A 24,312-nucleotide genomic window follows, 5' to 3' on the forward strand; every position below is an offset into this window, starting at 1 on the left:
CATTGTAGGCGCTTGACTCTGTAGTGGGTACAGGGTTTCCAATCTGACTGAAAAGGAGAATTTCATGAACTCTGCCCACCAACGCCAACACGCCGACGCTGCCTGCTGCGGGAGTGGCTGTGCAACAGTGCCTGTGGCGCCCGAGCCAACAGCGTCTGATGCAACGACTATTGGGCCGCAACGCTTTCGCATAGAAAACATGGACTGTGCCTCAGAGGAGTCGGAAATCCGCCGGGCGCTGGAAGGCATGGCGGGGATTCGCAGCCTGCGATTCAACCTGGGGGATCGAGAGCTTGCCATTGCCGCCGATGACCACGCGCTGCCCGAGGCCCTAGAAGCGATCCGCAAAGCGGGTTTCAAGCCAGAACCCCTCGGCGCGAAGAATGTCCAGCGCTTCCGCATTGCGAATATGGACTGTGCCTCGGAGGAGTCGGAAATCCGCCGGGCGTTGGACGGCATGGCGGGAATTCGTAGCCTGCAATTCAATCTGGGCGAACGCGAGTTGGCCATTGCCGCCGATGATCCTGTCTTGCAGCAGGCGCTAGACGCAATCCGCAAGGCAGGCTTCAAGCCGGAACCTCTTGGCGACACAGGCTCGTCGGCTGCTGCGGTTGCCTCGCCAACGGGCTTCTGGACGACATGGGGCAAGTCGCTGGGCGCCCTGGGGTTGGCTGTGGCGGCCGAGGGCTTGGCATTCGCCTTTCCAGACAGCGTACCTGTCAAGGCGCTGGGAATGGCGCTGGCCGCGGCGGCCATCGCGCTGTCGGGTTTCTCGGTTTACGGCAAGGGGCTGGCTGCACTGCGGCAGGGCCGCTTGAACATCAATGCCCTGATGACCGTGGCCGTGACCGGCGCTTTCCTGATCGGCCAGTGGCCCGAAGCGGCGATGGTGATGGCCCTATATGCGATTGCGGAAGCCATCGAGGCCCGCGCCGTGGATCGGGCGCGCGGCGCCATCAAGAGCCTGCTGGCGCTCGCGCCGGAGCAAGCTGAAGTGCGTCAAGACGATGGCAATTGGGTGCGCATGGGAGTCAAGGAAGTCACTGTGGGCATGACCGTGCGTATTCGCCCTGGCGAGCGCGTTCCGCTGGATGGCATCGTGAGCCTAGGTCAGAGCGCTATTGACCAGTCCCCCGTGACCGGCGAAAGCTTGCCGGTGGACAAGAGCCCCGGCGATGAAGTCTTCGCCGGCACCGTCAATCAGGCTGCGGCGTTGGAAATCCGTGTCACGGCCCCCGCGTCCGACAGCACGCTGGCGCGCATCATCCACGCCGTTGAGCAGGCCCAGTCTTCCCGTGCGCCCACGCAGCGTTTCGTGGATCGCTTTGCCGCCGTCTACACGCCTGCGGTGTTCGTCCTGGCCGTTGCCGTTGCGTTGTTGGCGCCCTGGCTCATGGGGCTGACCTGGATGCAGGCCGCCTACAAGGCCCTGGTGCTGCTGGTCATCGCCTGCCCTTGCGCCTTGGTGATTTCCACGCCCGTCACCGTCGTCAGCGGTTTGGCCGCTGGGGCGCGGCGAGGCATCCTGATCAAAGGTGGTGTGTACCTGGAAGAGGCGCGCAAGATCAAGGCCGTGGCGCTGGACAAGACCGGCACCATCACCGAAGGCAAGCCCAAGCTGGTGGCCTTCGAGCCCGTGGACACAGGACTCGGCCAACAAGCCCTGGAGGGGCTGGCCAAGAGCCTCGCAGCGCGGTCGGATCATCCAGTGTCCAAGGCCATCGCAGATGGCGTGTCGTCCGCCACGCAAGAAGTGGATGAGTTTCAGGCTGTTGCCGGGCGCGGCGTGCAGGGGGTGATCGACGGCCATACCTATGTGCTGGCTAACCACCGCTGGATTGAAGAGCGCGGGCAGTGTTCGGCTGACCTCGAAGCCCGCCTTGCAGTGCATGAGCAAGCTGGCCGCACCGTCACGTTGTTGGCCAGCAGCGAACGGGTCATGGCCATCTGTGCAGTAGCCGACACCATCAAATCCTCATCCGCGCAGGCCGTGGCCGACCTGAAGGCATTGGGCGTGACGCCGGTGATGTTGACGGGCGATAACCTGGCGACGGCGCAAACCGTCGGCACCCAGGCGGGCATCGCCGAGGTGCGTGGCAACCTGCTGCCCGAGGACAAGTTGCAGGCCATCGGCGAGCTTCAGCAGCGCATGGGCGTCACGGCGATGACCGGCGACGGCATCAACGACGCCCCCGCGCTGGCGAAGGCTGACATCGGCTTCGCTATGGGCGGCGCGGGCACCCACACCGCGATGGAGGCCGCCGACGTGGTGCTCATGAACGACGACCTACGCCGCCTGCCCGAAACGATCCGGCTGTCCAGGCGCACCCACGCCGTGCTATGGCAGAACATCGCGCTCGCGCTGGGCATCAAGCTAGTGTTCCTGCTGCTGGCGATCTTCGACGATGCCTCCATGTGGATGGCCGTGTTCGCCGACATGGGGGCGAGCTTGCTGGTGGTCTTCAACGGGCTGAGGCTGCTCAGGCAGCAGGCGGGTCAGTAAAACCGAATATGGAGTGTTGAAAATGGGAATCCTGGATCGAATTTTTGGTGGGCATGGCGGCGGCCACGGCGGGGGGCATGGCGGCTCCCACGGGCATGGCAGTAGCCATGGCCACGGTGGCCCCAGCAGTCACGACTGGGGGCGCAATCCGGCGCCTTCGGCCAGCGGCATCACTTGCCCGCAATGCAAAGCGATCAATCCGAACGGCGCTCGCTTTTGCGGCCAGTGCGGGACATCGCTGGTGCCAGCGTCGTGCACGAAGTGCAGTAGCGTCATTCCGATCGGCGCGAAATTCTGTGCTCAGTGCGGCAACGCGGTAACTTAAGTCATGGTGATCTCGGCCTGGATCTACACCTTGATCCCGGCAGCGGCCGCCATCATCGGAGCTGCGGTCGCGGTGAACGTGCGGCCGGGGCCAACACTGGTCAGCGCGATTCAGCATTTCGCCGCTGGCGTCGTGTTCGCGGCGGCGGCCGGCGAAATCTTGCCCGACATCATGCACCGGGCCTCGCCTTGGGCGACGATGATCGGCGGCGGAATCGGCGTCGCCACCATGCTGCTGGTGAAGCATCTGGAAGCGTTGGCGAAGGGGCCGGCCGGTCTCCTGACCGTGATCGGCATCGACATCCTGATTGATGGCTTGGTGCTTGGTATCGGGTTTGCGGCTGGCCCAAAGGTCGGCTTGCTTCTGACCATCGCCCTGACCATCGAGGTTCTGTTCCTGGGATTGACAGTGGCCACGGAACTCGGCGAGAGCGTTCGCTCCCGTGCCAGGGTCGTCTGGATCACGGCCGCGCTCGTGCTCTTGCTGCCGATCGGGGCCTTGCTTGGAGCGCCGGTGGCGCTGTTGCCCAACCCTCTTCTGACTGGCTTCTTCGCGTTTGGTCTGATTGCGTTGCTCTACCTCGTGACCGAAGAACTGCTGATCGAAGCACACGAAACGCCAGATCGCCCCTGGGTGACGGCGATGTTCTTTGTCGGCTTTCTGGCGCTTCTCCTGCTGGAAGAAGTAATTGGCTAGGGGCTGTTGAGAATCACCGAGAGTTGATAACCCCAGCCGCGAGATAGATCATCGCTGCGAAGCTGGTATCCGTCTTGTCGCTACGCATGGCGATGCGCTTGAACTCCTTGAGCTTGCCAAAGAAGTTCTCGATCAAGTGACGCCATTTGTAGATCTCCCGGTCAATCTCCAGTGGCGCTCTCCTTCGCGGCATCTGTGAGATCACCACCTGCGCCCCGCGCTTGTCCAACTCCTGGATCAGCCAGTTCACATCGAAGGCCTTGTCGGCGAGCAAGGCTTCAAAGCGCACATCAGCGATCAGCTCTTTGACCCCTTTGGTGTCATGGCGCTGCCCTGGCATCAAGACGAACTTCACCAGATTGCCCAACGCATCCGTCAGCGCCAGGATCTTCGTGCTCATGCCTGCGCGCGAATGGCCTATGGCTTGGCCCGAAGTCCCCCTTTTGCCCCCTGGCCGTGCCGGTGCACTTTCACAATCGTGGCATCCACCATCGCATATTCCATGTCTGGCTGCTCGCTCACTGCATCGAACAGGCGTTGAAATACGTCGGCCTTGAGCCAGTCTCTAAAGCGCTTGAACACCGTGTTCCACTTGCCAAACTCTGGCGGCAGGTCTCGCCAAGGGCTGCCTGTGCGGGCAATCCACAGCACTGCCTCAACGAAGCGGCGGTTGTCGGTGCCGCTGCGCCCCGGATCACTTGGCTTGCCAAGGCAGTGCGGCTCCATCTTGGCCCATTGCTCGTCTGTCAGTACCCATCGAATGCTCATGCTCCTATTGCATCACATCCATTCACGCCTCTCAGATTGATTCTCAACAGACCCTAGTGGAGCCAGTCTGTTGGTGGTGCCCGATCCGTTGACTATTGCGCGCGCGGGGTGGGCACCATGAGCCCGATAGACGTGATGCCGTTGCTCGAATCGACCATCGTCCGCCCTCCGTGCATGCGGGCGATGGCAGCCACGATGGCCAAGCCCAGTCCATGATTGCGGGCGGCATCCGACCGCGCCGCATCTGCCCGGTAGAAGCGGTTGAACAGATTGGGCAAATGCTCGGCTGAAATCGTCTGCCCCTCGTTCACCACCCGCAGGGCGATCTCGCCGTCCAGCCGGTCGATTTGCACGACAACGGTGCTGTGCGGATGCGCGTGTCGGGTTGCGTTGCCGATCAGGTTGGATAGCGCGCGCTGCAACAGGCGCACATCGGCCAAGCCGGTGGCATCGCCGTCGATACGAACCTTCAGCCCGGCCTCTTCAATGGCCGCCTCGTGCAATTCCACCACCGCGCGCGCAACGCCGGCCAGACTGGCGACATGCTCGCGGCGGGCCTCAGCCCCACGGTCGGCTTGCGACAGAAAGAGCATGTCCTGCACGATCATCGACATGCGCTGGAGATCTTCGAGGTGCGAGCCCAACACATCTCGCAACGTGTCGGCATCGCGTGCTTTGCGCAAAGCAACTTCAGTGCCCCCCATCAACGTCGCCAACGGCGTGAACAGTTCATGCGCAACATCAGCATTGAAGGCTTCCAGTTGTTCGTAGGCTTTGTGCAGACGCTTCAGCAACTCGTTGACGTGAGCCACCAGCGGAGCCAGTTCGTCGGGTTGAGCGGAGCCATCCAGAAGCCGGTGTAGAGTATCGGCCTCCAGTGCCTGGATCTGAGCCGAGAGGTCGCGCACGGGACGCAGCCCGATTTGCACCAGCGTAAATCCGCCAGCAGCAATCACCACTGCGCCAGCGAGTGCGGCGGCGACGAGCGTGCGGGCTAGGCGTTCTAGCACACGATCGTCCTCGCTGACATCAAGACTCAGCACCGCCTGGATGGGGGGGATGCCGGTCGTAGCCTCGAATCGCATGTCGATCACGCGGTGATGCACTGGAATGCCGGCGCTGGCATAGATGACGCTGCCGTCGGCACGGGTCAGGATCAATTTCATGTCCTGTCGGCCGACCATGCCATCGTCGAGCTTGTGTGCGAGCGTGCCGTTGTCTAACTCTGCTGCCTCGGCAATAAGATGGTTCACCTGGGTCTGCTGTTGCCGCAGCGTGTCCATCTGCCGCTCCTTGAAGCTCAGCGCGGTGACGGTGTAAATGCCCAGGCAGGTTAAGGCCAGCCCGACCAGTGTGAGAAGTGCGAGCCAACGGGCAAGCCGCCGTCCCAGCGATCCGGTACGCCTGGGTCTCACGACTGCCGATCTTCGAGTACGTAGCCCATGCCACGGACGGTGTGCAGCAGTGGGCGCTCGAAGGGCAGGTCGAGCTTGCTCCGAAGGCGACGCACAGCGACGTCGATCACGTTGGTACCGTGATCGAAGTTCACGTCCCATACTTGCTCCGCGATTTCGGTACGTGACAGAACCTCGCCCTTGCGGCGCAAGAGCAGCGTCAGCAGTTGGAACTCCTTTGCGGACAGGTCGATGCGCTGGCCGGCCCGAGTAGCGCGCCGCCTCGCCAGGTCCACTTGCAAATCCCCAAGGCACAGCACCAGCGCATCAGGCGCGGGTGCAGTACCAGCAGCGCGGCGCAGCAGCACCTCGATGCGTGCCACCAGTTCGGAAAAGGCGAACGGCTTAACGAGGTAGTCGTCCGCTCCCGTCTTCAGTCCGCGCACGCGATCCTCGATACGATGACGGGCCGTCAACATGATCACCGGCGTCTGCTTGTTCTGCCGCAGCGCGGCCAGCAAGCCAAAGCCGTCGATGCCCGGCAGCATGGTGTCGAGAACGATCAGGTCGTAGTGGCCGTCAGAAGCCATGTGGAGGCCATCGATGCCGTTGACAGCCACATCGATCACATAGCCTTCTTCAGAGAGTCCCTTGCGAAGATAGTCCGCGAGCTTGGCTTCGTCTTCCACGAGCAGCAGCTTCATGCGCAGCGTTCCTGCCGCGGTCTCTCGCAACCTGTCCAAATTGTCATCTGCACGTTTTACTCCCGTTCGGTGCCGGTTCTTACATTGTCCTCATGCCTTCGGGCATATCGATTATCTGTACTTAGCAATGGAAAGGACCATGAAATGAAACTGACCCATATTGCTGCCTTGAAGGCCATCGTCCTGGCTACGGCACTCCCCCTGACGGCCCAGGCCAGTTCGATTTGGCATCCGGCCCCCACCGAGGAGGGCTTCACGTACCACCCGGATCACTTCCAGAGTACCAAGACACGCGCCCAGGTGATGGCCGAAGTCGAGGCAGCCCGCAAGGACGGTACGCTGGCAATCCTGCAACGTGGAGCACCGTTGCCCATCAAGAGTTCCGAAGCGCCGAAGACGCGCCAGCAGGTTGTCGATGAGATGCGCAGCGAATCACCAGAAGCGCGGCGTGCGCGGCTCGAAATGTATTCCGGCGGTTGACCTGCTGCTGCCCGTACCCTGCGCTGTGGCGCCCCCTCGTGTCGCCTCAGTCGTCAAAGCGGCCACAACTCGCCGAATATCGAAGCGGCTCTGATTTGATGCAGGATGAACCTGAGAGGAGGCACGCTACGCGCACGGGGCTCTGAGAAAACCCAAGCAGCGAGGAGTGGCAAAGTAAAGCCTGTAGCTGCTACACTGTTACCCCTATGCGCAAATGGCTGGCCATCGTCTTGCTGGTGTTCTTGCCGCTTCAATTCAGTTGGGCGGCAGTGGCCAGTTATTGCCAGCATGAAACCGGAGCTGCGGCCAAGCACTTCGGCCACCATGCGCATCAGCACAAGGCGGCCGACGGCCAGGATGCCAGCCCTGATCCGGCCAAGACCCTGGGTGGCGATCCTGATTGCGCGTCCTGTCATGCCGGGTGCTTCTCGGTCTTGTCAGGGGATGTCAAGCTGGCGTCGCCGGTCAGCCCGTCCCTGGATACGGGGTATCCCCCGGAGCACCTTGCTGCGCCTCCACCTGAACGTTTAGAGCGCCCTCAGTGGCGTGTCCTCGCCTGATCGGCGGGGAGCGCGTTCCTTTCCCTTCGTCCTCACCCCTGCCGTCGCGCATGGCGCGCTACGGTATCCAGCCGGCTTCGCGCGGCTGATGTGATGACGTTGCTGGCGATCATCTGGATCGCCCCCCCGCCGATTCCCTTGTGTATTTCAAATCACTGGAGAATCGGATGCTGAAGGATATTCACAATTACAACGCGAGGGCGGTTGCGGCAGGCTTGCTCCTTGCGCTCATGACGGGGACGGCTTTCGCTCAGTTATTGCCGACGGCACCAGCTCTTGGGCAGAGCGCCAACGGCGTAGAGCAGATTGAAGCAGCAACGCCCCTGACTCTGCAAAAGGCCGTCGCGCTGGCTTTGGAGGCGAATCTTGACCTAACTGTCGCCCAACGGGAAATCGAGGCGGTGGAGGGCCAGGTAATTCAGGGACGAGTACGTCCTAATCCCGAGCTGGCGTACTCGCTCGAAGACCAACGCACGCCAACCCGCACGCAAAGCGTCCAGATCAATCTGCCCATCGAGCTGGGGGGCAAGCGCGCTGCCCGCATTGCCGCGGCAGAGCGAGGGCGTGACGTCGCAGTTGAAGAACTGAACACGCGGCGCGTTGAAATTCGCGCCGCTGTGGTTGCCGCCTTCTTTGAGGCGCTGGCCGCCCAGGATCGCACGGCCTTGGCCCAGGACAGCGTTGACCTGGCCAGGCAAGCGACGGATGCCGTTGCCAAGCGCGTGACGGCGGGCAAGGTGTCCCCGGTCGAAGAAACCAAGGCTCGGGTGGCCGAGGCCGGCGTGCGGGTTGAACTGGCACAGGCGCAGAGCGAACAACGCAGTGCCCGCGCGCGGCTGGCCAGTTTGCTCGGGGCCAACCCGCCGCGTTTCACCCAGGTAGCGGGCAGCGTGGACGATCTTCCCAACGTCCCTTCGCTGGATGACATCCAGCAGCGCTTGTCGGCCTCATCGGCATTGCGCCGGGCGCAGTTGGAGATCGAACGCCGTCGGTCGCTGGCCGACGTGGAGCGCAGCAAGCAGACGCCCGATGTCACGGTCAGCCTGGGCGTGAAGCGTCCGAACGAGTTAGCGCGCAATCAGTTAATGCTCGGCATTTCCGTGCCGCTGCCTTTGTTCGACCGCAATCAGGGCAATCTGTTGGAAGCGTTGAAGCGTGAAGACAAGGCGAGGGATGAACTCCAGGCGTTGAATCTGCGCCTCAACACAGAGCTGTTGCAAGCCCGCGAGCGGCTGGCGTCGGTTCGCGGCGAGATCGACATATTGCAGCGAGAGGTGCTGCCAGGGGCCAAGAGCGCCTATGACGCGGCCACCGTGGGCTTTGGTTACGGCAAGTTCAACTACCTGGAAGTGCTGGACGCACAGCGCACCTACTTTGCCGCCAAGTCCCAATACCTCAAAGCATTGGCTGAGGCACATCGCACGGCTGCGGACATTGACCGCGTGCTCGGCGAACCTGGCGCAAATGCTACCCAGCCAGCGAATAAGGAATAAACATGAAAATCGATGCCAACAAACTGAATGTCAGCAAGAAGCATCTGATCGCCATCGCCGTGATCGTTGCGGCGGGCGTTGTACTGGGCAGCGCCATTCTCGGCGGCAAAGCAACCAAGAAAGCCGAAGATGACGGCCACGGTCACGGCAGCCACGTCGAAGCCAAGGCACACAGTGATGGTGAGCATCACGGTAAGGCCAGTGGAGACAAACACGATCACGACAAGGGTCATGCGGACGGCGAGCACCACGAGGCCCCGACCAAGGGGCCGCATGGAGGCAAGCTGTTCAAGGAGGGGGATTTCGGGCTGGAAGCGTTGCTGGCCGAGGACGGCGGCGAACCCCGTTTGCGCATCTGGTTGTTCGATAAGGACAAGCCTCTACCCAGCGGCGCAGCCAAGGTCAGCGCCACCATCACGCGCTTGACCGGAGAGAAGCAGACTCTAAATTTCGCACCTGACAAGGACAGCCTGTTGAGCCGCGAGGTCGTGCCGGAGCCGCACGCGTTTGAAATAAGCATCGTTGCCCAGACCGCCAAAGAACCCTTCATGTTCGTGCTCAACCAAGAAGAGGGGAAGGTCGAACTCAGTGATGCGCAAATCAAAGCGGCATCCATCGGTATCGATACGGCTGGTGCGGCACGAATCAAGTCCGCCCTGCAATTGCCAGGGGAAATTCGCCTGAACGAAGACCGGACGTCACACGTTGTGCCACGCATTGCGGGGGTGGTCGAGAGCGTGCAGGCCAGCTTGGGGCAAGCGGTCAGACGAGGCCAAGTTCTGGCTGTCATTGCGAGCCCGGCCGCGTCTGAGCAACGCAGTGAACTGCAAACCGCACAAAAACGTCTGGCCCTGGCGAAGACCACGTTCGAGCGTGAAAAGCGGCTCTGGGAGCAAAAAATTTCCGCAGAGCAAGACTATCTGCAAGCAGGGCAAGCGCTGCACGAGGCGGAAGTCACTGTGGCCAACGCTCAACAGAAGCTATCCGCTTTGGGGCTGGCCCCAGGTTCTCAGGGGGGGCTTAACCGTTTTGAATTGCGCGCGCCATTCGATGGCTTGGTGATTGAAAAACATCTCAGCCTCGGTGAAGCCGTCAAGGAAGACGCTGCCGTGTTTACCGTGTCCGATCTGGGGCAGGTTTGGGCTGAAATCAACGTGCCAGCCAAGGACTTGCCGCTGGTTAGAGTCGGCGAAAAAGTGACCATCAAGGCAACTGCATTCGATGCCAGCGCTACTGGCGTCATCACCTTTGTTGGGTCGCTGATTGGCGAACAAACCCGTATGGCCAAAGCCCGAGTGGTATTGGCCAACCCGAAAGGTTCTTGGCGTCCTGGACTGTTCGTCAATGCGGAAGTGACCTACTCTGAGGCTGACGTGCCTGTGACAGTGGCCAGCGATGCCATTCAGACCGTCGGAGACAAGCCGGTCGTGTTCTTGAAGGTGAATGGGGGATTCATTGCCCAGCCCGTGCAGTTGGGCCGCAGTGATGGCAAGCGCGTCGAGGTGGTGCAAGGGCTCAGAGCCGGGGCACCGTATGCGTCGGCGGGCAGCTTTGTTGTGAAGTCAGAGCTTGGCAAAGCCTCTGCCGAACACACCCATTGATACCGGAGCGACACACATGTTTGAAAAACTCATTCGCGCAGCCATCGAGCACCGATGGTTGGTGTTGCTGGCGGTCTTTGGTATGGCTGCCATCGGCGTGTTCAACTACCAAAAGCTACCTATCGATGCCGTCCCGGACATCACCAATGTCCAAGTGCAGATTAACACCCAAGCGCCGGGATATTCCCCTCTGGAAACCGAGCAGCGGGTGACTTACCCGATTGAAACCGTGATGGCGGGTCTTCCCAATCTGGAGCAGACCCGTTCCTTGTCCCGCTACGGGCTGTCGCAAGTGACTGTGATCTTCAAGGATGGCACCGACATCTACTTCGCGCGCCAGTTGGTCAATGAACGCATCCAGGAGGCCCGCGACAAACTGCCTCCCGGAATCACTCCTGCGATGGGGCCCATATCGACAGGCTTGGGTGAGATTTACCTCTGGACAGTCGAGGCCAAGGATGGTGCGAAAAAACCGGATGGCCAGCCCTACACGGCCACCGATCTGCGCGAGATTCAGGACTGGATCATCAAACCGCAGTTGCGCAATGTGCCCGGCGTGACGGAAATCAACTCGATTGGTGGTTTTGCCAAGGAATACCAAATTTCACCGATACCCGAGCGACTGGCCTCGTTGGGCGTCACCCTGCAGGACATTGTGACGGCACTGGATCGCAATAACGGCAACGTGGGTGCGGGCTATATCGAGAAGCGCGGCGAACAGTACCTGATCCGTGCGCCCGGACAAGTCAAGACCCTGGAAGACATTGGCAACGTTATCCTCAGCAGTGCGGGCGGCGTGCCGATACGGGTGCGTGACGTTGCGGACGTGGGGCTGGGGCGTGAACTGCGCACCGGCGCGGCCACGGATAACGGTCGCGAGGTGGTGCTGGGCACTGTGTTCATGCTCATCGGTCAGAACAGCCGTACGGTTTCGCAGGCCGTGGACAAGAAGATGGTGGAGATCAACCGCAGCTTGCCCGAGGGCGTGCATGCGGTGACGGTCTACGACCGCACCGTGCTGGTGGACAAGGCTATCGCCACGGTGAAGAAGAATCTGCTGGAAGGCGCGATCCTGGTGATCGTGATCCTGTTTCTGTTCCTGGGCAACATCCGCGCGGCCATCATCACGGCGACGGTGATTCCTTTGTCGATGCTGTTCACCTTCACTGGCATGGTGCATTACAAGGTGAGCGCCAACCTGATGAGCCTCGGGGCGCTGGACTTCGGCATCATCATCGACGGAGCGGTGGTGATCGTCGAGAACTGCGTGCGACGCCTGGCCCATGCACAGGCGCACTACGGCAGGCCGTTGACGCGGGCGGAACGCTTTCACGAGGTGTTCCTGGCATCGAAGGAATCACGCCGCGCGCTGCTGTTCGGGCAACTCATCATCATGGTGGTCTACCTGCCCATCTTCGCCCTGACGGGGGTGGAAGGGAAGATGTTCCACCCGATGGCGTTCACGGTGGTGGCTGCACTCGTGGGGGCCATGATCCTGTCGGTGACTTTCATCCCGGCAGCGGTCGCCCTGTTCATCGGCCATCGGGTCAGCGAGACGGAAAACTTCCTGGTCGTGCAGGCCAAGCGCTGGTATGGCCCGCTGCTGGATCGCGTGATGGCGGCCAAAGCAGTGATGCTGGCGGCAGCCGCCGTGGCAGTGGTGCTGTGCGGCCTGATCGCCACCCGAATGGGCAGCGAGTTCGTGCCCAGCCTGAACGAAGGCGATTTCGCCATCCAGGCGCTGCGCATTCCGGGCACCAGCCTTTCGCAATCGGTTGCGATGCAGCAGCAACTGGAAGCCACGCTGAAGGCCAAGTTCCCCGAGATCGACCGCGTTTTCGCGCGCACCGGCACGGCGGAAATCGCGTCCGACCCCATGCCGCCGAACATTTCCGACGGCTACATCATGCTCAAGCCGGTGTCCGAGTGGCCGGAGCCGCGCAAGTCGCGCGACGAATTGCTGGCGGCCATTCAGGAGGTCGTGGGCAAGATTCCGGGCAACAACTACGAGTTCTCGCAGCCGATCCAGTTGCGCTTCAACGAACTTATCTCAGGGGTTCGCAGCGATGTCGCGGTGAAGATATTCGGCGACGACATGGATGTCTTGAACAAGACGGCCGAGGAGGTCTCGTCCATGCTGCAGAAGATTCCCGGTGCGTCCGAGGTCAAGGTGGAGCAGACCACCGGCTTGCCGATGCTGACCGTGAACATCGACCGCCAGAAAGCCGCGCGCTATGGGCTGAACGTGGCCGACATCCAGGACACCGTGGCCACCGCCATCGGCGGGCGCGAGGCTGGCACGCTGTTCGAGGGCGACCGCCGCTTCGACATTCTGGTTCGCTTGCCCGAGTCCTTGCGCAACGACCTGGACAGCATGAAACGCCTGCCGATTCCGCTGCCGCGCGCAACGGGTGCCACGGGCGGTGCCGAGGGCCGAACCAACTTCATCCAACTGGCCGAGGTGGCGAGCTTCGAACTTGCGCCCGGCCCCAACCAGGTCAGCCGGGAAAACGGCAAGCGCCGCATCGTGGTGAGCGCCAATGTGCGCAGTCGCGACGTGGGCTCCTTCGTGGCCGACGCCGAGGCCGCGCTGGCGCAGGTCAAGATTCCCACGGGCTATTGGACGAGTTGGGGCGGCACGTTCGAGAACCTGCAATCCGCTACGCAGCGCTTGCAAATCGTCGTGCCGGTGTCGCTGCTGTTGGTCTTCGTGCTGCTGTTCGCCATGTTCGGCAACGTCAAGGACGGCTTGTTGGTCTTCACCGGCATTCCGTTCGCGCTGACCGGCGGTATCCTGGCACTGTGGCTGCGCGACATTCCGCTGTCGATCTCCGCCGCCGTGGGCTTCATCGCGCTGTCGGGCGTGGCCGTGCTCAATGGCCTGGTGATGATTTCCTACATCCGCAGCTTGCGTGAAGACGGAACGCCGCTGGATGCGGCCATCCGCGAAGGCGCGCTGACACGCTTGCGGCCGGTGCTGATGACGGCCCTAGTGGCGTCGCTGGGTTTCATCCCGATGGCGATTGCCACGGGAACAGGCGCGGAAGTGCAACGCCCGCTGGCTACCGTAGTGATCGGAGGCATCTTGTCTTCCACCGTGCTGACGCTGCTGGTGCTACCGATTCTGTATCGGCTGGCCCATCGCCCGGACGAGCAAGAAGAGGATGTCACGGCAGAGCCCGCACATGAGGGCGTAACCGCTTGAAAGGAACAACGATGAACGCCGTTACGGCACCACGACAGACTCCTTCGAGCTTTACAGGGACATCGACTCATGGAATTTCGTCACCTTCGGTACTTTCTGGCCGTTGCCGAGGAGCTGCACTTCGCCCGCGCTGCGGAGCGGCTGCATATCGAACAGTCACCACTGTCGCGCGCCATCAGGGAATTGGAAGAAGAGTTGGGCGCACAACTGTTCGTGCGTACCAGCCGCAGCACGCGCCTGACGCTTGCGGGCAAGCTGCTGATGGAGAACGCGCCTCGCGTGCTGTTGGCGCTGGACCAGGCGCGTGAGAGCGTGAAGGCAGCGGCCAATGGCTTTCACGGCCGGTTGCGCGTGGCGCTGTCCGACGGCATCACCCCCTCGCGCTTGCCGGCGCTGCTGGCGCGCTGCCGCGAGGAAGACCCGGAGATCGAGATCCGCCTGTTCGAGGTGCCGCTGGCCCAGCAGCTCAGCGGCCTGCGTGACGATCTATACGACGTGGGCTTCTCGATGGCCGACGAGGTGGGCGACGGCATCATCATCGAACCCGCCTGGGAGGATGAGCTGATGGTCGCCATGCCCGCGCGCCATGAACTACTGGCCCACAAGCGGGTACCGCTGGATGAAGTGCTGCAACATCCCCTGGTGCTGGGCGACCCGGCAGTTTGCGAAGGCCATGCCAAGCAGATCGACCGCATCCTGCGCAAGCAGGACCGGGAGCCCTTGATCGAACAGTACGTCGCCACGTTCGACGTGATGATGACTTTCGTGTCGGCCGGCTTGGCGCTAGGGCTCGCAGGCGCCGCGCACATCGCTTCCAGCCGCGAGCCGGGCGTGGTGGGCCGACCGCTCGCGGGAAAGTCGCCCATGCTCACTACCTATCTGCTGCGCCGCGACGCCGAGCCGTCGCAGGCGCTAGCCCGCTTTATCGAGCGGGTCGAAGCCCTGGGACCGGGAGACGCTTAGCCATTGGCCCCGTTTCACTTCGGAGGATTCAAGCCATGAACCTATCCAAGATCATCGCTATGTCGTCGCTAGCAGTTCTGCTGGTCGCCTGCGGCAAGTCTGAGCCGTCCAAGCCCGCTGCCGTGCCCAGCGTGGAGGAACTGGCTGCTGACCCCGTGCGTTTGCGAGAACTGCGCCAGCAGTGCAAGACGGATCGTCCGACGATGGGCGACGTGCTGTGCAACCGAGTGGCCGAGGCGACGAACCGACGTTTCCTGGGCGACGGCAAGGTGCCTTATACGCCACCGAAGGAACCGCCGAAGTTCTGATGGTCGGCTTGCCGCAACGCACCTGCGCGTGCCTGCGCCTTTTTGCGCGCTGCGCAGCAGCGCGCTCATTGTGGCGGTCTTTCGCCCCAGTTCTTCCCTGCCGGAAACCATGTTTTTTGCGGCATCAACCTGCCGATAACGGTCTTTGACCGGCACGCCCAGCGGCACTGATCCTCACGAGGGCGGCACATGCCTGTGCTGCGATCGGAGGCTGGATGATGCAGGGAACGAACGTGCTGTTCGGTCAGATTGCCGTGGTGTTCGGCATCGTGATCGCTGGGGTGTGGAGCGCCACGCAATGGACAGCGGCGGCCCTGGGCTACCAACTACGCCTGGGCTCGCCGTGGTTCGATTTCCTGGACACACCGGTCTATCACCCGTGGCGGTTGTTCGAGTGGTGGTTCTTCTTCGATGCCTACGCGCCGCGCGTGTTCGATACCGGCGGCGCCATCGCGGGCGGCAGTGGCCTACTGGCGGTTGTGGTCGCCATCGGCATGTCGATCTGGCGCTCGCGCCAGTCGCGCCTGGTCACGACCTATGGCTCGGCCCGCTGGGCCAATGTGGAGGACATTCACAAGGCGGGCCTTGACCACCCTGCGGGCGTGTTCCTCGGCCTGCATCGCCAACAGTACCTGCGGCACGAAGGCCCGGAGCACGTCCTGACCTTCGCACCCACGCGCTCGGGCAAGGGCGTGGGCTTGGTGGTGCCGACGCTGCTTTCCTGGCCCGCATCCGCTGTCATCCACGACATCAAGGGCGAGAACTGGCAGATCACCGCCGGTTGGCGCTCGCGCTTCTCGCATTGCCTGCTGTTCAACCCCACCGATGCGAAGTCAGCGGCCTACAACCCGCTGCTGGAGGTACGACACGGCGCGCATGAGGTGCGCGACGTGCAGAACATCGCGGACATTCTGGTTGATCCCGAAGGTGCGCTGGAGAAGCGCAATCACTGGGAAAAGACTTCGCACGCGCTGCTGGTCGGGGCCATCCTGCATGTGCTCTACGCGGGCGAAGACAAGACGCTGCGCGGCGTCGCCAACTTCCTCTCCGACCCGGCCAGCCCCTTCGAGTTGACGCTGCACCGGATGATGACCACGCCGCACCTCGGCGATGGGCCTCATCCGGTGGTGGCCTCGGCTGCGCGCGAAGTGCTCAACAAATCGGACAACGAGCGTTCCGGCGTGTTGAGCACCGCCATGTCGTTCCTCGGCCTGTACCGCGATCCCACGGTGGCCCAAGTCACGTCGCGGTGCGATTGGCGCATCGCCGACCTGATCGCGGCCGAGCATCCGGTATCGCTGTATCTGGTGGTGCCGCCTTCGGATATTTCGCGGACGAAGCCGCTGATCCGCCTGATCCTCAATCAGATCGGGCGACGGCTGACGGAATCGCTCGATGGCTCCGACGGCATCGAGCGCCGCCACAAGCTGCTGCTGATGCTTGACGAGTTCCCGGCGCTCGGGCGGCTCGACTTCTTCGAGACGGCACTGGCCTTCATGGCGGGCTATGGCATTCGCAGCTTTCTCATCGCGCAGTCGCTCAATCAGATCGACAAGGCGTATGGGCAGAACCATTCGATTCTGGACAACTGCCATGTCCGCGTGACGTTCGCCACCAACGACGAACGCACGGCCAAGCGGATCTCCGAAACGCTGGGCACTGCAACCGAGCTGCGCGCACAGCGCAACTACGCAGGCCACCGGCTCGCGCCGTGGCTGGGCCACCTGATGGTGTCGCGCCAGGAGACCGCGCGCCCACTGCTGACGCCGGGCGAAGTGATGCAGTTACCGCCGGATGAAGCCGTGGTGATGGTGTCCAGCGTGGCGCCGATCAAGGCCAAAAAGCTGCGCTATTACGCGGACACCAATTTCAAGCGGCGCGTGCTGCCGCCGCCCGTGCTTGCGGCCGGACGCTATGCCGACGTTCCGCCCTCGCGAGCCGACGACTGGAGCGGGCTGGCGATTCCCGCCGTGCCTGCCGCACCGGCCACTGCACCTACTGATGGCCTGGAGCACTTGGGTTCGGCCGACGACGGCGGACCGCGCCGTCAGCCCGAACTTTCCGAAGCCGTCGCCTACGACCCCGAGCTGGCCGCGTCCGCAGCCGACCTCGGGTTGCTCGATGACGATGACGACCTGCCGCTTCCCCTTCCTCGCCAGCTTGACCCGGCCATGCAGCGCACGGCCCGGCTGGCTTCCCTCGACCCCAACGACGGAATCGAGCTATGAGCCACTACCGCCTCAACCTGTTCATCCAGCCGGAGCATGCCAAGCGTCTGGACGAGCTGGCCGCCAAGAAAGGCGTATCGAAATCCAGCATCGTCGCGGCGGCGCTCGCATCGTGGCTGTCGCCCGATGCTGCCGACCAGCGCGAGGCAGCGATTGCCAAGCGGCTTGATCGCCTCTCGCGCCAGGCCGAGCGCATGGAGCGCGACCAGAACATCGCCATCGAAACGCTGGCGCTGTTCATCCGCTATTACCTCACGGTCAGCACGCCAGTTCCCGAGGCGCACCAAGACGCGGCACGCGCACAGGGCAAAGCGCGCTTCGAGCAGTTCGTTGAACAGTTGGGTCGCCACCTGCTGCGCGGTCGAAGCCTGGTGCGCGATGTGGTGGAGGAACTGCACCCCGACCCGGCGCGGATGGATGACGCGGCGGCAGTTGCCGAAGCGCAAGAGCGCGCCTCATGAGCGTCGCACCTTCGTCCTTCGCCACCTCGCTCGACCGCCGCATTCAGATGCTGCGCACGGCGATGGGGCCGCTGATCGCTGCCGCGCTCGAAGACCCGGACGTGGTGGAAGTCATGCTCAATCCTGATCGCACCCTTTGGGTGGATCGGCTTTCATCGGGCCGCGCACCGATGGGCGTGGAGCTGTCCGAGGCGGACGGCGAGCGAATCATCCGCCTTGTCGCCGCCCACGTTGGCGCAGAAGTCCATCGCGGCCAGCCGCTACTGTCCGCCGAACTGCCCGAAACCGGCGAACGCTTCGAGGGTATCTTGCCGCCCGCCGCGCCAGGGCCGGCCTTCGCGCTGCGGAAGCGCGCCATCGGTGTGATTCCGCTGGAGCGGTACGTCATCGACGGGATGATGACCAGCGCGCAGGCGGGCTTTCTCGTTCGTGCCGTGCGCGAGCGGCAGAACGTCCTGATCGCCGGCGCCACCAGCAGCGGCAAGACCACGCTCGCCAATGCGCTGCTGGCCGAGATCGCCGCCACGGGCGACCGCGTGCTGGTGCTCGAAGACACGGTGGAACTGCAATGCGCGGCCCGCGACCACGTTCCGCTGCGCACCCGCGCAGGCGTGGTGTCGATGACCGAGCTTGTGCGCTCGTCCATGCGCCTGCGGCCTGACCGCGTGGTCGTGGGCGAGGTGCGCGGCGCCGAGGCGCTGGATCTCATCAAGGTGTGGGGCACGGGCCATCCGGGTGGCATTGCCACGATCCACGCCGGCTCCGCCCTCGGCGCGCTGCTGCGCCTGGAGCAACTGATTCTCGAAGTGGCGGTGAACCCGCCCCGCGCGCTGATCGCCGAGGCGGTCAACGTGGTGATCCACATCGCCGGGCGCGGACGCAAGCGCCGCATCGAGAGCATCGCCCGCGTCGTCGGCTTCGACGGCGTGGGTTACCGACTGGCGGATGCGATGGACGCGCCGTTTCCCGAGCTGCCGCCACTTCCCGATGCCGCACCCGCTGCGGCGACTTCCCCATCCCTCGACCTTTCTGGAGAACTGCCATGACGCACGTTGATGCTTTCCGTATTTCTGTAAATCCGCTTTCCCGCCGCTCCAGTCCCGCGCGGCTGGATGGCCTGGCCCGCCCGGCCATGCAAGGCTTGATGCTCGCTGCCTTCATGCTGCTGCTTGCGGGCACTGCACAGGCCGCCGGTTCCTCGATGCCGTGGGAAGGCCCGCTGCAATCCATCCTTGAATCCATCCAGGGGCCGGTGGCGCGCATCGTCGCGGTCATCATCATCATCGCCACGGGCCTCGCGCTCGCGTTCGGCGACACGTCGGGCGGCTTTCGCAAGCTGATCCAGATCGTGTTCGGCTTGAGCATCGCCTTCGCCGCGTCCTCGTTCTTCCTGTCGTTCTTCAGCTTCTCGGGCGGGGCCGTCGTATGAGTGCCCCGGACACCTTCGCGGCCGGGTTCGAGGTGCCGCTGCATCGCTCGCTCACCGAGCCGATCCTGCTGGGCGGCGCACCGCGCACCGTGGCGATCGCCAACGGCACCTTGGCCGCCGCTGTCGGGCTAGGCCTGCAACTGTGGATTCCCGGTGTCGTGCTCTGGATCGTCGGCCATTCGCTGGCGATGCGGGGCGCGCGCGTCGATCCGCAGTTCATGGCCGTGTTCGCGCGGCACATCAAGCACCGCCCGCTGCTGGACGTGTAGGGGAGGACGCCGCGATGCTGAACCTCGCCGAATACCGCCAGCGACCGGCCTTGCTCGCCGACTGGCTGCCCTGGGCCGGACTGGTGGCACCGGGCGTCGTCTTGAACAAGGACGGCAGCTTCCAGCGCACGGCGCGCTTTCGTGGCCCCGACCTCGACAGCGCGACGCAAGGCGAGCTGATCGCCACATCGGCGCGCTTGAACAACGCGCTGCGCCGCCTGGGTTCGGGCTGGGCGCTGTTCATCGAAGCCGAGCGCCGGTCTGCCGCCGACTACCCGCACTCCGATTTCCCCGAACCGCTGTCCTGGCTGGTCGATGAAGAACGCCGCGCCGCCTTCGAGGATTCGGGCAACCACTTCGAGAGCGGCTATCACCTGACGCTGGCCTACCTGCCGTCCGAGGAATCCCGTGCTCGGGCCGCGGGCCTGCTGTACGAAAACCGGCCCACCGAAGGCGTGGATTGGCGCGAGCGGCTGCACGCCTTCGTCGCTGAAACGGATCGCATCTTCGACCTGCTCGATGGCGTGATGCCGGAGATCGCCTGGCTTGATGACAGCCAGACGTTGACCTACCTGCATTCGACCGTCTCGACGCGCCGCTACCGCGTCGGCGTTCCCGAAGTGCCGTTCCACATCGACGCGCTGCTGACCGATTCCGCGCTGGTCGGTGGCCTGGCGCCGATGCTGGGCGACCAGCACCTGCGCGTGGTGTCGGTGCGCGGTTTCCCGACCTCGACCTGGCCGGGGATTCTGGACGACCTCAACCGCCTGGGCTTCGCGTATCGCTGGAGTACGCGCTTTCTGTGCCTCGACAAAGCCGAGGCGGAAAAAGAACTCGCCCGACTGCGCCGCCAGTGGTTTGCGAAAAGGAAGAACGTCATCGCGTTGCTGCGCGAGACGATCTTCCAGCAGGAAAGCCCGCTGGTCGATACCGACGCCAACAACAAGGCCGCCGACGCCGATGCTGCCTTGCAGGAGCTGGGCAGCGATCAGGTCGCCTTCGGCTACCTGACGGCGACCGTCACCGTCATGGACGCGGACGCCGCCGTTGCCGACGAGAAGCTGCGCATGGTGGAGCGCGTCATCCAGGGGCGCGGCTTCGTCACCATCCCCGAAACGCTCAACGCCGTGGATGCGTGGCTGTCGTCCATTCCGGGCAACGCATACGCCAATGTCCGCCAGCCCATCGTCTCGACGCTGAACCTGGCGCACATGATGCCGGTGTCGGCGGTATGGGCCGGCCAGGAACGCAATGCGCATCTCGATGGGCCGCCGCTGATCGTCACGCGCACAGACGGCGCCACGCCGTTCCGGCTGGTGACGCACATCGGCGACGTGGGCAACACGCTGGTGGTTGGCCCCATCGGCATGGGCAAGTCGGTGCTGCTGGCGACGATGGCGATGCAGTTCCGCCGCTATCGCGGCTCGCGCATCTTCGCCTTCGACATGGGGCGCTCGATCCGCGCGGCCATCCTGGGCATGGGCGGCGAGCACTACGACCTGGGCGCGGACGACGAGATCGCCTTCCAGCCGCTGGCGCGCATCGACCGAGAGGGCTACCGCACCTGGGCCAGCGAATGGGTGGAAGGCCGCCTGCTGCACGAAGGCGCGGCCGTCGGCCCGGACGAGAAGGCGGCCATCTGGTCTGCGCTGGGGAGCCTGGCCAGCGCGCCGGTGGAGCAGCGCACGCTCACGGGCCTGACGGCCTTGCTGCAATCGAACACCTTGCGCCAGGCACTCGCGCCCTACGTCCTGGGCGGCGCGCACGGCAGGCTGCTGGATGCCGACCACGACCGCCTCGGCACATCCGACGTGCAGGCGTTCGAGATGGAGGAGCTGATGCACAGCAAGGCTGCTGTGCTCGCGGTGCTGCGCTACCTGTTCGCGCGCTTCGAGGAGCGGCTGGATGGTGCGCCCACGCTGCTGATCCTCGATGAAGCCTGGCTGTTCCTCGATGACCCGGTGTTTGCGGCGCGCATCCGCCAGTGGCTCAAGACGCTGCGCAAGAAGAACGTCAGTGTCATCTTCGCCACGCAGTCGCTCGCGGACGTGAAGGATTCGGCCATCGCGCCGGCCATCATCGAAAGCTGCGCGAGCCGGATTTTCTTGCCGAACCCGCAAGCGACCGAACCGCAGATTCGCGCGATCTACGAGGGCTTCGGCCTCAACAGCCGGCAGATCGAGATCGTCGCCACCGCGCAGCCCAAGCGCGACTACTACTACCAATCCCGCCTCGGCAACCGCGTGTTCGACCTCGACCTGGGGCCGGCGACGCTGGCCTTCGCGGGTGCTTCCACGCCGCAAGACCAGCGCGCCATTGATGAGGTTCTTGGCCGCGTGCCGCAGGACGCCGGCGTGCCCGGCTTCGCGGGCGCCTGGCTGCGCCATCGCGGCCTCGATTGGGCGGCCGACCTGCTGCCCTCGTTCCCCGGCTACGCGCCGGGTTCCCTCCGTACCGCTGACCACCCCCAGGAGAACCAACTATGAAATTGCATACCCCCAAGCTCGCCGCGTTGACCGCCGCCTGCGTGCTCGCATTCGGCATCGCGCAACCCGCCCACGCCTTGTTCGGCGTCGGCGACATCGTGCTCGACCCGACCAATCTGGTGCAGAACACGCTCACCGCCGTTCGCACGCTGGAGCAGATCAATAACCAGATCCAGCAACTCCAGCACGAAGCGCAGATGCTCATTAACCAGGCGCGCAACCTGGCCAGCCTGCCGTCCAGCGTGGTCGGCCAGTTGCGCGCGAACCTGGCGACCACCCAGCGACTGATCGCGCAGGCCAAGGGCTTGGCCTACGAAGTGACAAGCATCGACCGCGAATTCGTGCGCCTGTATCCCGAGAAGTACGCCGCCACGGTGAGCGGCAATCAGATGTACCTCGATGCGCAGGAGCGTTGGAAGAACACGCTCAACGGCCTGCAAACGACCATGCAGATGCAGGCCCAGGCGTCGCAGAACCTGAGCGACGACGAAAGCGTGCTGGCCGACCTCGTGGGCAAGAGCCAGTCGGCCGAGGGCGCGCTGCAAGCGATGCAGGCCATGAACCAGTTGCTGGCCTTGCAGGCCAAGCAGTCGATCCAGACGCAGCGGCTCCAGATCACGCAAGACCGCGCGGCCTCGCTGGAACTGGCGCGGCAGGCGGCGGCCACGGAGCGCGGGCGCGAAGTGACGCGCCGCTTCCTGGGCGAAGGCACGCCGTACACGCCGCAGCCCGTCAATTTCTACAACCGCTGACGGAGGCTGCCATGCAACGCACGCCCGTCGTGTTTGCTTTCGCCATTCATGCGCTGGTGCTGGCCGGCTGTGACCGGCCGCAGCAAGTGTCGGTGAATGCGCTCGCCGCCGACCCGGCCCGGTTGCACGCGCTGCGCGCGCAGTGCCGCGCGGGCGCGCACGACGGCGCGTTTTGCGCGCAGGTGGCACAGGCCGACCTGCGGCGCTTTCTCTCCGGCCAGGCCGGGCCGAATGAGTACCAGACGCTGGCCGACCTGCCGCCGATCCCGCCCAGCTTCGATGAACCCGCCGATGGCAGCGCGGCAATCGCTCTGCCTGGGCAGGAGGACTCGCCATGAACGACGTGACGGTCATCGACCGCTTCCTCGACACCTTCTCGCGCTACATCGACTCGGGCTTTGGCCTGTTGCACGGCGAAGTGGCGTTTCTGACCGCCACGCTGATCGTCATCGACATGACGCTCGCCGGGCTGTTCTGGGCGATGAGCCATGCCACCGGCCAGGGCGAGGACGTGATCGCCAAGCTGATCCGCAAGGTGCTGTACGTCGGCGCCTTCGCCTACATCATCGGCAACTTCAACTGGTTGGCTGGCATCGTGTTCCGCTCCTTCGCCGGGCTGGGCCTGACGGCCAGCGGCTCGACCCTGAGCATGGAGAACTTCCTGCAACCGGGCCGGCTGGCGAAGGTCGGCATCGACGCCGGTGCGCCGATCCTGAAACAGATCGGCGACATGGCGGGCTTCCCCGAAGTCTTCGTGAACATCACGCCCATCGTCGTGATGTTCCTCGCTTGGCTGATCGTCCTGCTGTGCTTCTTCGTGCTGGCGATCCAGCTTTTCATCACGCTGATCGAGTTCAAGCTGACCACGCTTGCCGGCTTCGTGCTGGTGCCGTTCGCGCTCTGGAACAAGACCGCATTTCTCGCCGAGAAGGTGCTGGGCAACGTGGTGTCGTCCGGCATCAAGGTGCTGGTGCTGGCGGTGATCGTGGGCATCGGCTCGGGCCTGTTCGCCGAGTTTCAGGTACAGCCCGCCGAACCATCCATCGACCACTCCGTGGTCGTGATGCTGGCCTCGCTGACGCTGCTGGCCTTGGGCATCTTCGGGCCGGGCATTGCAACCGGGCTGGTGTCCGGCAGCCCGCAGCTCGGCGCAGGTGCGATGGCCGGTGCGGCGCTGGGCGCGGCCGGCGCTGCTGTTGCCGTGGGCGCTGCGGCTACGGGCGTCGGCGGCGCAGTCGCCGCCGGGGCGCGCATGGCGCCCGCAGCCGCCAAGCTGGCCGGTAGCGGAGCGCGTGCCGCCACTGGGGCCGCCAGCAGCGCGCGGTCGGCGTTTCAGGCGGGTTCTGCATCCGCCGGCGGCGGCCTCAAGGGCGCTGCCGCTGGTGTCGGCAATGTCGCCAAGACCGGCGCGCAGGCGACCGGGCAGAAGGTGGCTGAGGGCGCGCGCTCGATGAAGGAGCGTGTCGCCGCCGCCTTCCGGCCCGATGACGCCGGATCGGCGTCAGGGGGCGGTGCCGCACAGGCTGCAAACGAGCCAACCCCATCCACCGCGCAACCCGCCTGGGCCAAGCGCCTGCATCGCAGGCAGCAGCTCACCCATGCCGCGACGACCGCCGCCCACACGCTGCGCGGCGGCGATGGCGGCAGCTCCAGCCAAGGCCCGAGCCTGCGCGATTCCGATTCCTGA

General features: G+C 64.1%; 22 protein-coding genes. 19 read left to right on the forward strand and 3 right to left on the reverse strand.

The genetic code is table 11. The features are described from left to right. Positions 1 to 64 precede the first annotated feature (64 nt). Genes PCQ86_RS15945 through PCQ86_RS15955 form a run of 3 tightly spaced genes read left to right on the forward strand, consistent with a single transcriptional unit; the run spans position 65 to position 3,524 of the window. On the forward strand, positions 65 to 2,503 hold the full coding sequence (locus tag PCQ86_RS15945; RefSeq protein ID WP_442874437.1) for a heavy metal translocating P-type ATPase: 2,439 nt from the start codon (positions 65 to 67) through the stop codon (positions 2,501 to 2,503). A 22-nt stretch (positions 2,504 to 2,525) separates the two neighbouring features. Continuing rightward, positions 2,526 to 2,828, forward strand: a complete 303-nt coding sequence (locus PCQ86_RS15950; protein ID WP_082136747.1) for a double zinc ribbon domain-containing protein — start codon at positions 2,526 to 2,528, stop codon at positions 2,826 to 2,828. Between the two features lie 3 nt (positions 2,829 to 2,831). Next, complete coding sequence (locus tag PCQ86_RS15955) at positions 2,832 to 3,524, forward strand: ZIP family metal transporter (protein ID WP_009523279.1); 693 nt, start codon at positions 2,832 to 2,834, stop codon at positions 3,522 to 3,524. A gap of 13 nt (positions 3,525 to 3,537) precedes the next feature. Here PCQ86_RS15955 and PCQ86_RS15960 read toward each other — a convergent pair. From PCQ86_RS15960 to PCQ86_RS15970, 3 genes are all read right to left on the reverse strand, one after another. Further along, positions 3,538 to 4,292, reverse strand: a protein-coding gene (locus PCQ86_RS15960; RefSeq protein WP_270174183.1) for an IS5 family transposase whose coding sequence is annotated in 2 segments (ribosomal slippage) — positions 3,538 to 3,959 and positions 3,959 to 4,292 — 756 coding nt in all. Because the reading frame shifts where the segments join, the coding sequence is not laid out codon by codon here. Between the two features lie 92 nt (positions 4,293 to 4,384). Next, positions 4,385 to 5,575 carry a heavy metal sensor histidine kinase gene (locus PCQ86_RS15965; protein WP_009523280.1) on the reverse strand — a complete coding sequence of 397 codons (1,191 nt, stop codon included), beginning with the start codon at positions 5,573 to 5,575 and terminating at the stop codon, positions 4,385 to 4,387. Positions 5,576 to 5,703: 128 nt separating this feature from the next. Beyond that, complete coding sequence (locus PCQ86_RS15970; protein WP_009523281.1) at positions 5,704 to 6,390, reverse strand: heavy metal response regulator transcription factor; 687 nt, start codon at positions 6,388 to 6,390, stop codon at positions 5,704 to 5,706. 144 nt (positions 6,391 to 6,534) lie between these two features. Between PCQ86_RS15970 and PCQ86_RS15975 the strand changes: the two genes are divergently transcribed. The 16 genes from PCQ86_RS15975 to trbL all read left to right on the forward strand — a co-directional run bounded on the left by PCQ86_RS15975 (position 6,535) and on the right by trbL (position 24,312). Then, complete coding sequence (locus PCQ86_RS15975) at positions 6,535 to 6,870, forward strand: DUF4148 domain-containing protein (protein ID WP_009523282.1); 336 nt, start codon at positions 6,535 to 6,537, stop codon at positions 6,868 to 6,870. A 206-nt stretch (positions 6,871 to 7,076) separates the two neighbouring features. Then, positions 7,077 to 7,430, forward strand: coding sequence for a hypothetical protein (locus PCQ86_RS15980; RefSeq protein WP_083840419.1), 354 nt, complete (start codon positions 7,077 to 7,079; stop codon positions 7,428 to 7,430). A gap of 167 nt (positions 7,431 to 7,597) precedes the next feature. Then, positions 7,598 to 8,923, forward strand: coding sequence for a TolC family protein (locus PCQ86_RS15985; RefSeq protein WP_270174184.1), 1,326 nt, complete (start codon positions 7,598 to 7,600; stop codon positions 8,921 to 8,923). A gap of 2 nt (positions 8,924 to 8,925) precedes the next feature. Beyond that, complete coding sequence (locus PCQ86_RS15990; RefSeq protein ID WP_270174185.1) at positions 8,926 to 10,524, forward strand: efflux RND transporter periplasmic adaptor subunit; 1,599 nt, start codon at positions 8,926 to 8,928, stop codon at positions 10,522 to 10,524. 16 nt (positions 10,525 to 10,540) lie between these two features. Further along, the gene (locus PCQ86_RS15995; protein WP_270174186.1) at positions 10,541 to 13,729 is read left to right on the forward strand and encodes a CusA/CzcA family heavy metal efflux RND transporter; all 3,189 of its coding nucleotides are present in this window, start codon (positions 10,541 to 10,543) and stop codon (positions 13,727 to 13,729) included. Between the two features lie 69 nt (positions 13,730 to 13,798). After that, on the forward strand, positions 13,799 to 14,692 hold the full coding sequence (locus PCQ86_RS16000) for a LysR substrate-binding domain-containing protein (RefSeq protein WP_009523286.1): 894 nt from the start codon (positions 13,799 to 13,801) through the stop codon (positions 14,690 to 14,692). Positions 14,693 to 14,727: 35 nt separating this feature from the next. After that, on the forward strand, positions 14,728 to 15,000 hold the full coding sequence (locus PCQ86_RS16005; RefSeq protein WP_009523287.1) for an EexN family lipoprotein: 273 nt from the start codon (positions 14,728 to 14,730) through the stop codon (positions 14,998 to 15,000). Between the two features lie 218 nt (positions 15,001 to 15,218). Then, entirely contained in the window at positions 15,219 to 17,228 is a 2,010-nt protein-coding gene (locus tag PCQ86_RS16010; RefSeq protein WP_270175462.1) for a conjugal transfer protein TraG, read from the forward strand. Beyond that, entirely contained in the window at positions 17,225 to 17,689 is a 465-nt protein-coding gene (locus PCQ86_RS16015) for a ribbon-helix-helix protein, CopG family (RefSeq protein WP_003056139.1), read from the forward strand. Before PCQ86_RS16010 ends, PCQ86_RS16015 begins: the two co-directional genes overlap by 4 nt. Continuing rightward, entirely contained in the window at positions 17,686 to 18,735 is a 1,050-nt protein-coding gene (trbB, locus tag PCQ86_RS16020) for a P-type conjugative transfer ATPase TrbB (RefSeq protein WP_003056138.1), read from the forward strand. The genes PCQ86_RS16015 and trbB overlap by 4 nt, the downstream gene beginning before the upstream one ends. Further along, entirely contained in the window at positions 18,732 to 19,118 is a 387-nt protein-coding gene (locus PCQ86_RS16025) for a TrbC/VirB2 family protein (protein ID WP_003056137.1), read from the forward strand. The genes trbB and PCQ86_RS16025 overlap by 4 nt, the downstream gene beginning before the upstream one ends. Continuing rightward, complete coding sequence (locus PCQ86_RS16030; RefSeq protein ID WP_003056130.1) at positions 19,115 to 19,387, forward strand: VirB3 family type IV secretion system protein; 273 nt, start codon at positions 19,115 to 19,117, stop codon at positions 19,385 to 19,387. The genes PCQ86_RS16025 and PCQ86_RS16030 overlap by 4 nt, the downstream gene beginning before the upstream one ends. Positions 19,388 to 19,401: 14 nt before the next feature. Then, positions 19,402 to 21,873, forward strand: coding sequence for a conjugal transfer protein TrbE (trbE, locus tag PCQ86_RS16035; protein ID WP_003056125.1), 2,472 nt, complete (start codon positions 19,402 to 19,404; stop codon positions 21,871 to 21,873). Beyond that, positions 21,870 to 22,625: a P-type conjugative transfer protein TrbJ gene (gene trbJ / locus PCQ86_RS16040; RefSeq protein ID WP_003056124.1), complete on the forward strand. Its 756-nt coding sequence runs from the start codon at positions 21,870 to 21,872 to the stop codon at positions 22,623 to 22,625. The genes trbE and trbJ overlap by 4 nt, the downstream gene beginning before the upstream one ends. Positions 22,626 to 22,636: 11 nt before the next feature. After that, complete coding sequence (locus PCQ86_RS16045; protein ID WP_003056123.1) at positions 22,637 to 22,963, forward strand: hypothetical protein; 327 nt, start codon at positions 22,637 to 22,639, stop codon at positions 22,961 to 22,963. Beyond that, on the forward strand, positions 22,960 to 24,312 hold the full coding sequence (trbL, locus tag PCQ86_RS16050; RefSeq protein WP_270174187.1) for a P-type conjugative transfer protein TrbL: 1,353 nt from the start codon (positions 22,960 to 22,962) through the stop codon (positions 24,310 to 24,312). The genes PCQ86_RS16045 and trbL overlap by 4 nt, the downstream gene beginning before the upstream one ends.

Origin of the sequence: Diaphorobacter sp. ED-3 (assembly GCF_027625375.1) — a bacterium.
Classification (GTDB): domain Bacteria; phylum Pseudomonadota; class Gammaproteobacteria; order Burkholderiales; family Burkholderiaceae_C; genus Diaphorobacter; species Diaphorobacter nitroreducens.

What these genes read in the sequence shown, in the direction of transcription:
- PCQ86_RS15945 (WP_442874437.1), top strand. Translation starts at nt 65, where the DNA reads ATGAACTCTGCCCACCAACGCCAACACGCCGACGCTGCCTGCTGCGGG.
- PCQ86_RS15950 (WP_082136747.1), top strand. Translation starts at nt 2,526, where the DNA reads ATGGGAATCCTGGATCGAATTTTTGGTGGGCATGGCGGCGGCCACGGC.
- PCQ86_RS15955 (WP_009523279.1), top strand. Translation starts at nt 2,832, where the DNA reads ATGGTGATCTCGGCCTGGATCTACACCTTGATCCCGGCAGCGGCCGCC.
- PCQ86_RS15965 (WP_009523280.1), bottom strand. Translation starts at nt 5,575, where the DNA reads ATGGACACGCTGCGGCAACAGCAGACCCAGGTGAACCATCTTATTGCC.
- PCQ86_RS15970 (WP_009523281.1), bottom strand. Translation starts at nt 6,390, where the DNA reads ATGAAGCTGCTGCTCGTGGAAGACGAAGCCAAGCTCGCGGACTATCTT.
- PCQ86_RS15975 (WP_009523282.1), top strand. Translation starts at nt 6,535, where the DNA reads ATGAAACTGACCCATATTGCTGCCTTGAAGGCCATCGTCCTGGCTACG.
- PCQ86_RS15980 (WP_083840419.1), top strand. Translation starts at nt 7,077, where the DNA reads ATGCGCAAATGGCTGGCCATCGTCTTGCTGGTGTTCTTGCCGCTTCAA.
- PCQ86_RS15985 (WP_270174184.1), top strand. Translation starts at nt 7,598, where the DNA reads ATGCTGAAGGATATTCACAATTACAACGCGAGGGCGGTTGCGGCAGGC.
- PCQ86_RS15990 (WP_270174185.1), top strand. Translation starts at nt 8,926, where the DNA reads ATGAAAATCGATGCCAACAAACTGAATGTCAGCAAGAAGCATCTGATC.
- PCQ86_RS15995 (WP_270174186.1), top strand. Translation starts at nt 10,541, where the DNA reads ATGTTTGAAAAACTCATTCGCGCAGCCATCGAGCACCGATGGTTGGTG.
- PCQ86_RS16000 (WP_009523286.1), top strand. Translation starts at nt 13,799, where the DNA reads ATGGAATTTCGTCACCTTCGGTACTTTCTGGCCGTTGCCGAGGAGCTG.
- PCQ86_RS16005 (WP_009523287.1), top strand. Translation starts at nt 14,728, where the DNA reads ATGAACCTATCCAAGATCATCGCTATGTCGTCGCTAGCAGTTCTGCTG.
- PCQ86_RS16010 (WP_270175462.1), top strand. Translation starts at nt 15,219, where the DNA reads ATGCAGGGAACGAACGTGCTGTTCGGTCAGATTGCCGTGGTGTTCGGC.
- PCQ86_RS16015 (WP_003056139.1), top strand. Translation starts at nt 17,225, where the DNA reads ATGAGCCACTACCGCCTCAACCTGTTCATCCAGCCGGAGCATGCCAAG.
- trbB (WP_003056138.1), top strand. Translation starts at nt 17,686, where the DNA reads ATGAGCGTCGCACCTTCGTCCTTCGCCACCTCGCTCGACCGCCGCATT.
- PCQ86_RS16025 (WP_003056137.1), top strand. Translation starts at nt 18,732, where the DNA reads ATGACGCACGTTGATGCTTTCCGTATTTCTGTAAATCCGCTTTCCCGC.
- PCQ86_RS16030 (WP_003056130.1), top strand. Translation starts at nt 19,115, where the DNA reads ATGAGTGCCCCGGACACCTTCGCGGCCGGGTTCGAGGTGCCGCTGCAT.
- trbE (WP_003056125.1), top strand. Translation starts at nt 19,402, where the DNA reads ATGCTGAACCTCGCCGAATACCGCCAGCGACCGGCCTTGCTCGCCGAC.
- trbJ (WP_003056124.1), top strand. Translation starts at nt 21,870, where the DNA reads ATGAAATTGCATACCCCCAAGCTCGCCGCGTTGACCGCCGCCTGCGTG.
- PCQ86_RS16045 (WP_003056123.1), top strand. Translation starts at nt 22,637, where the DNA reads ATGCAACGCACGCCCGTCGTGTTTGCTTTCGCCATTCATGCGCTGGTG.
- trbL (WP_270174187.1), top strand. Translation starts at nt 22,960, where the DNA reads ATGAACGACGTGACGGTCATCGACCGCTTCCTCGACACCTTCTCGCGC.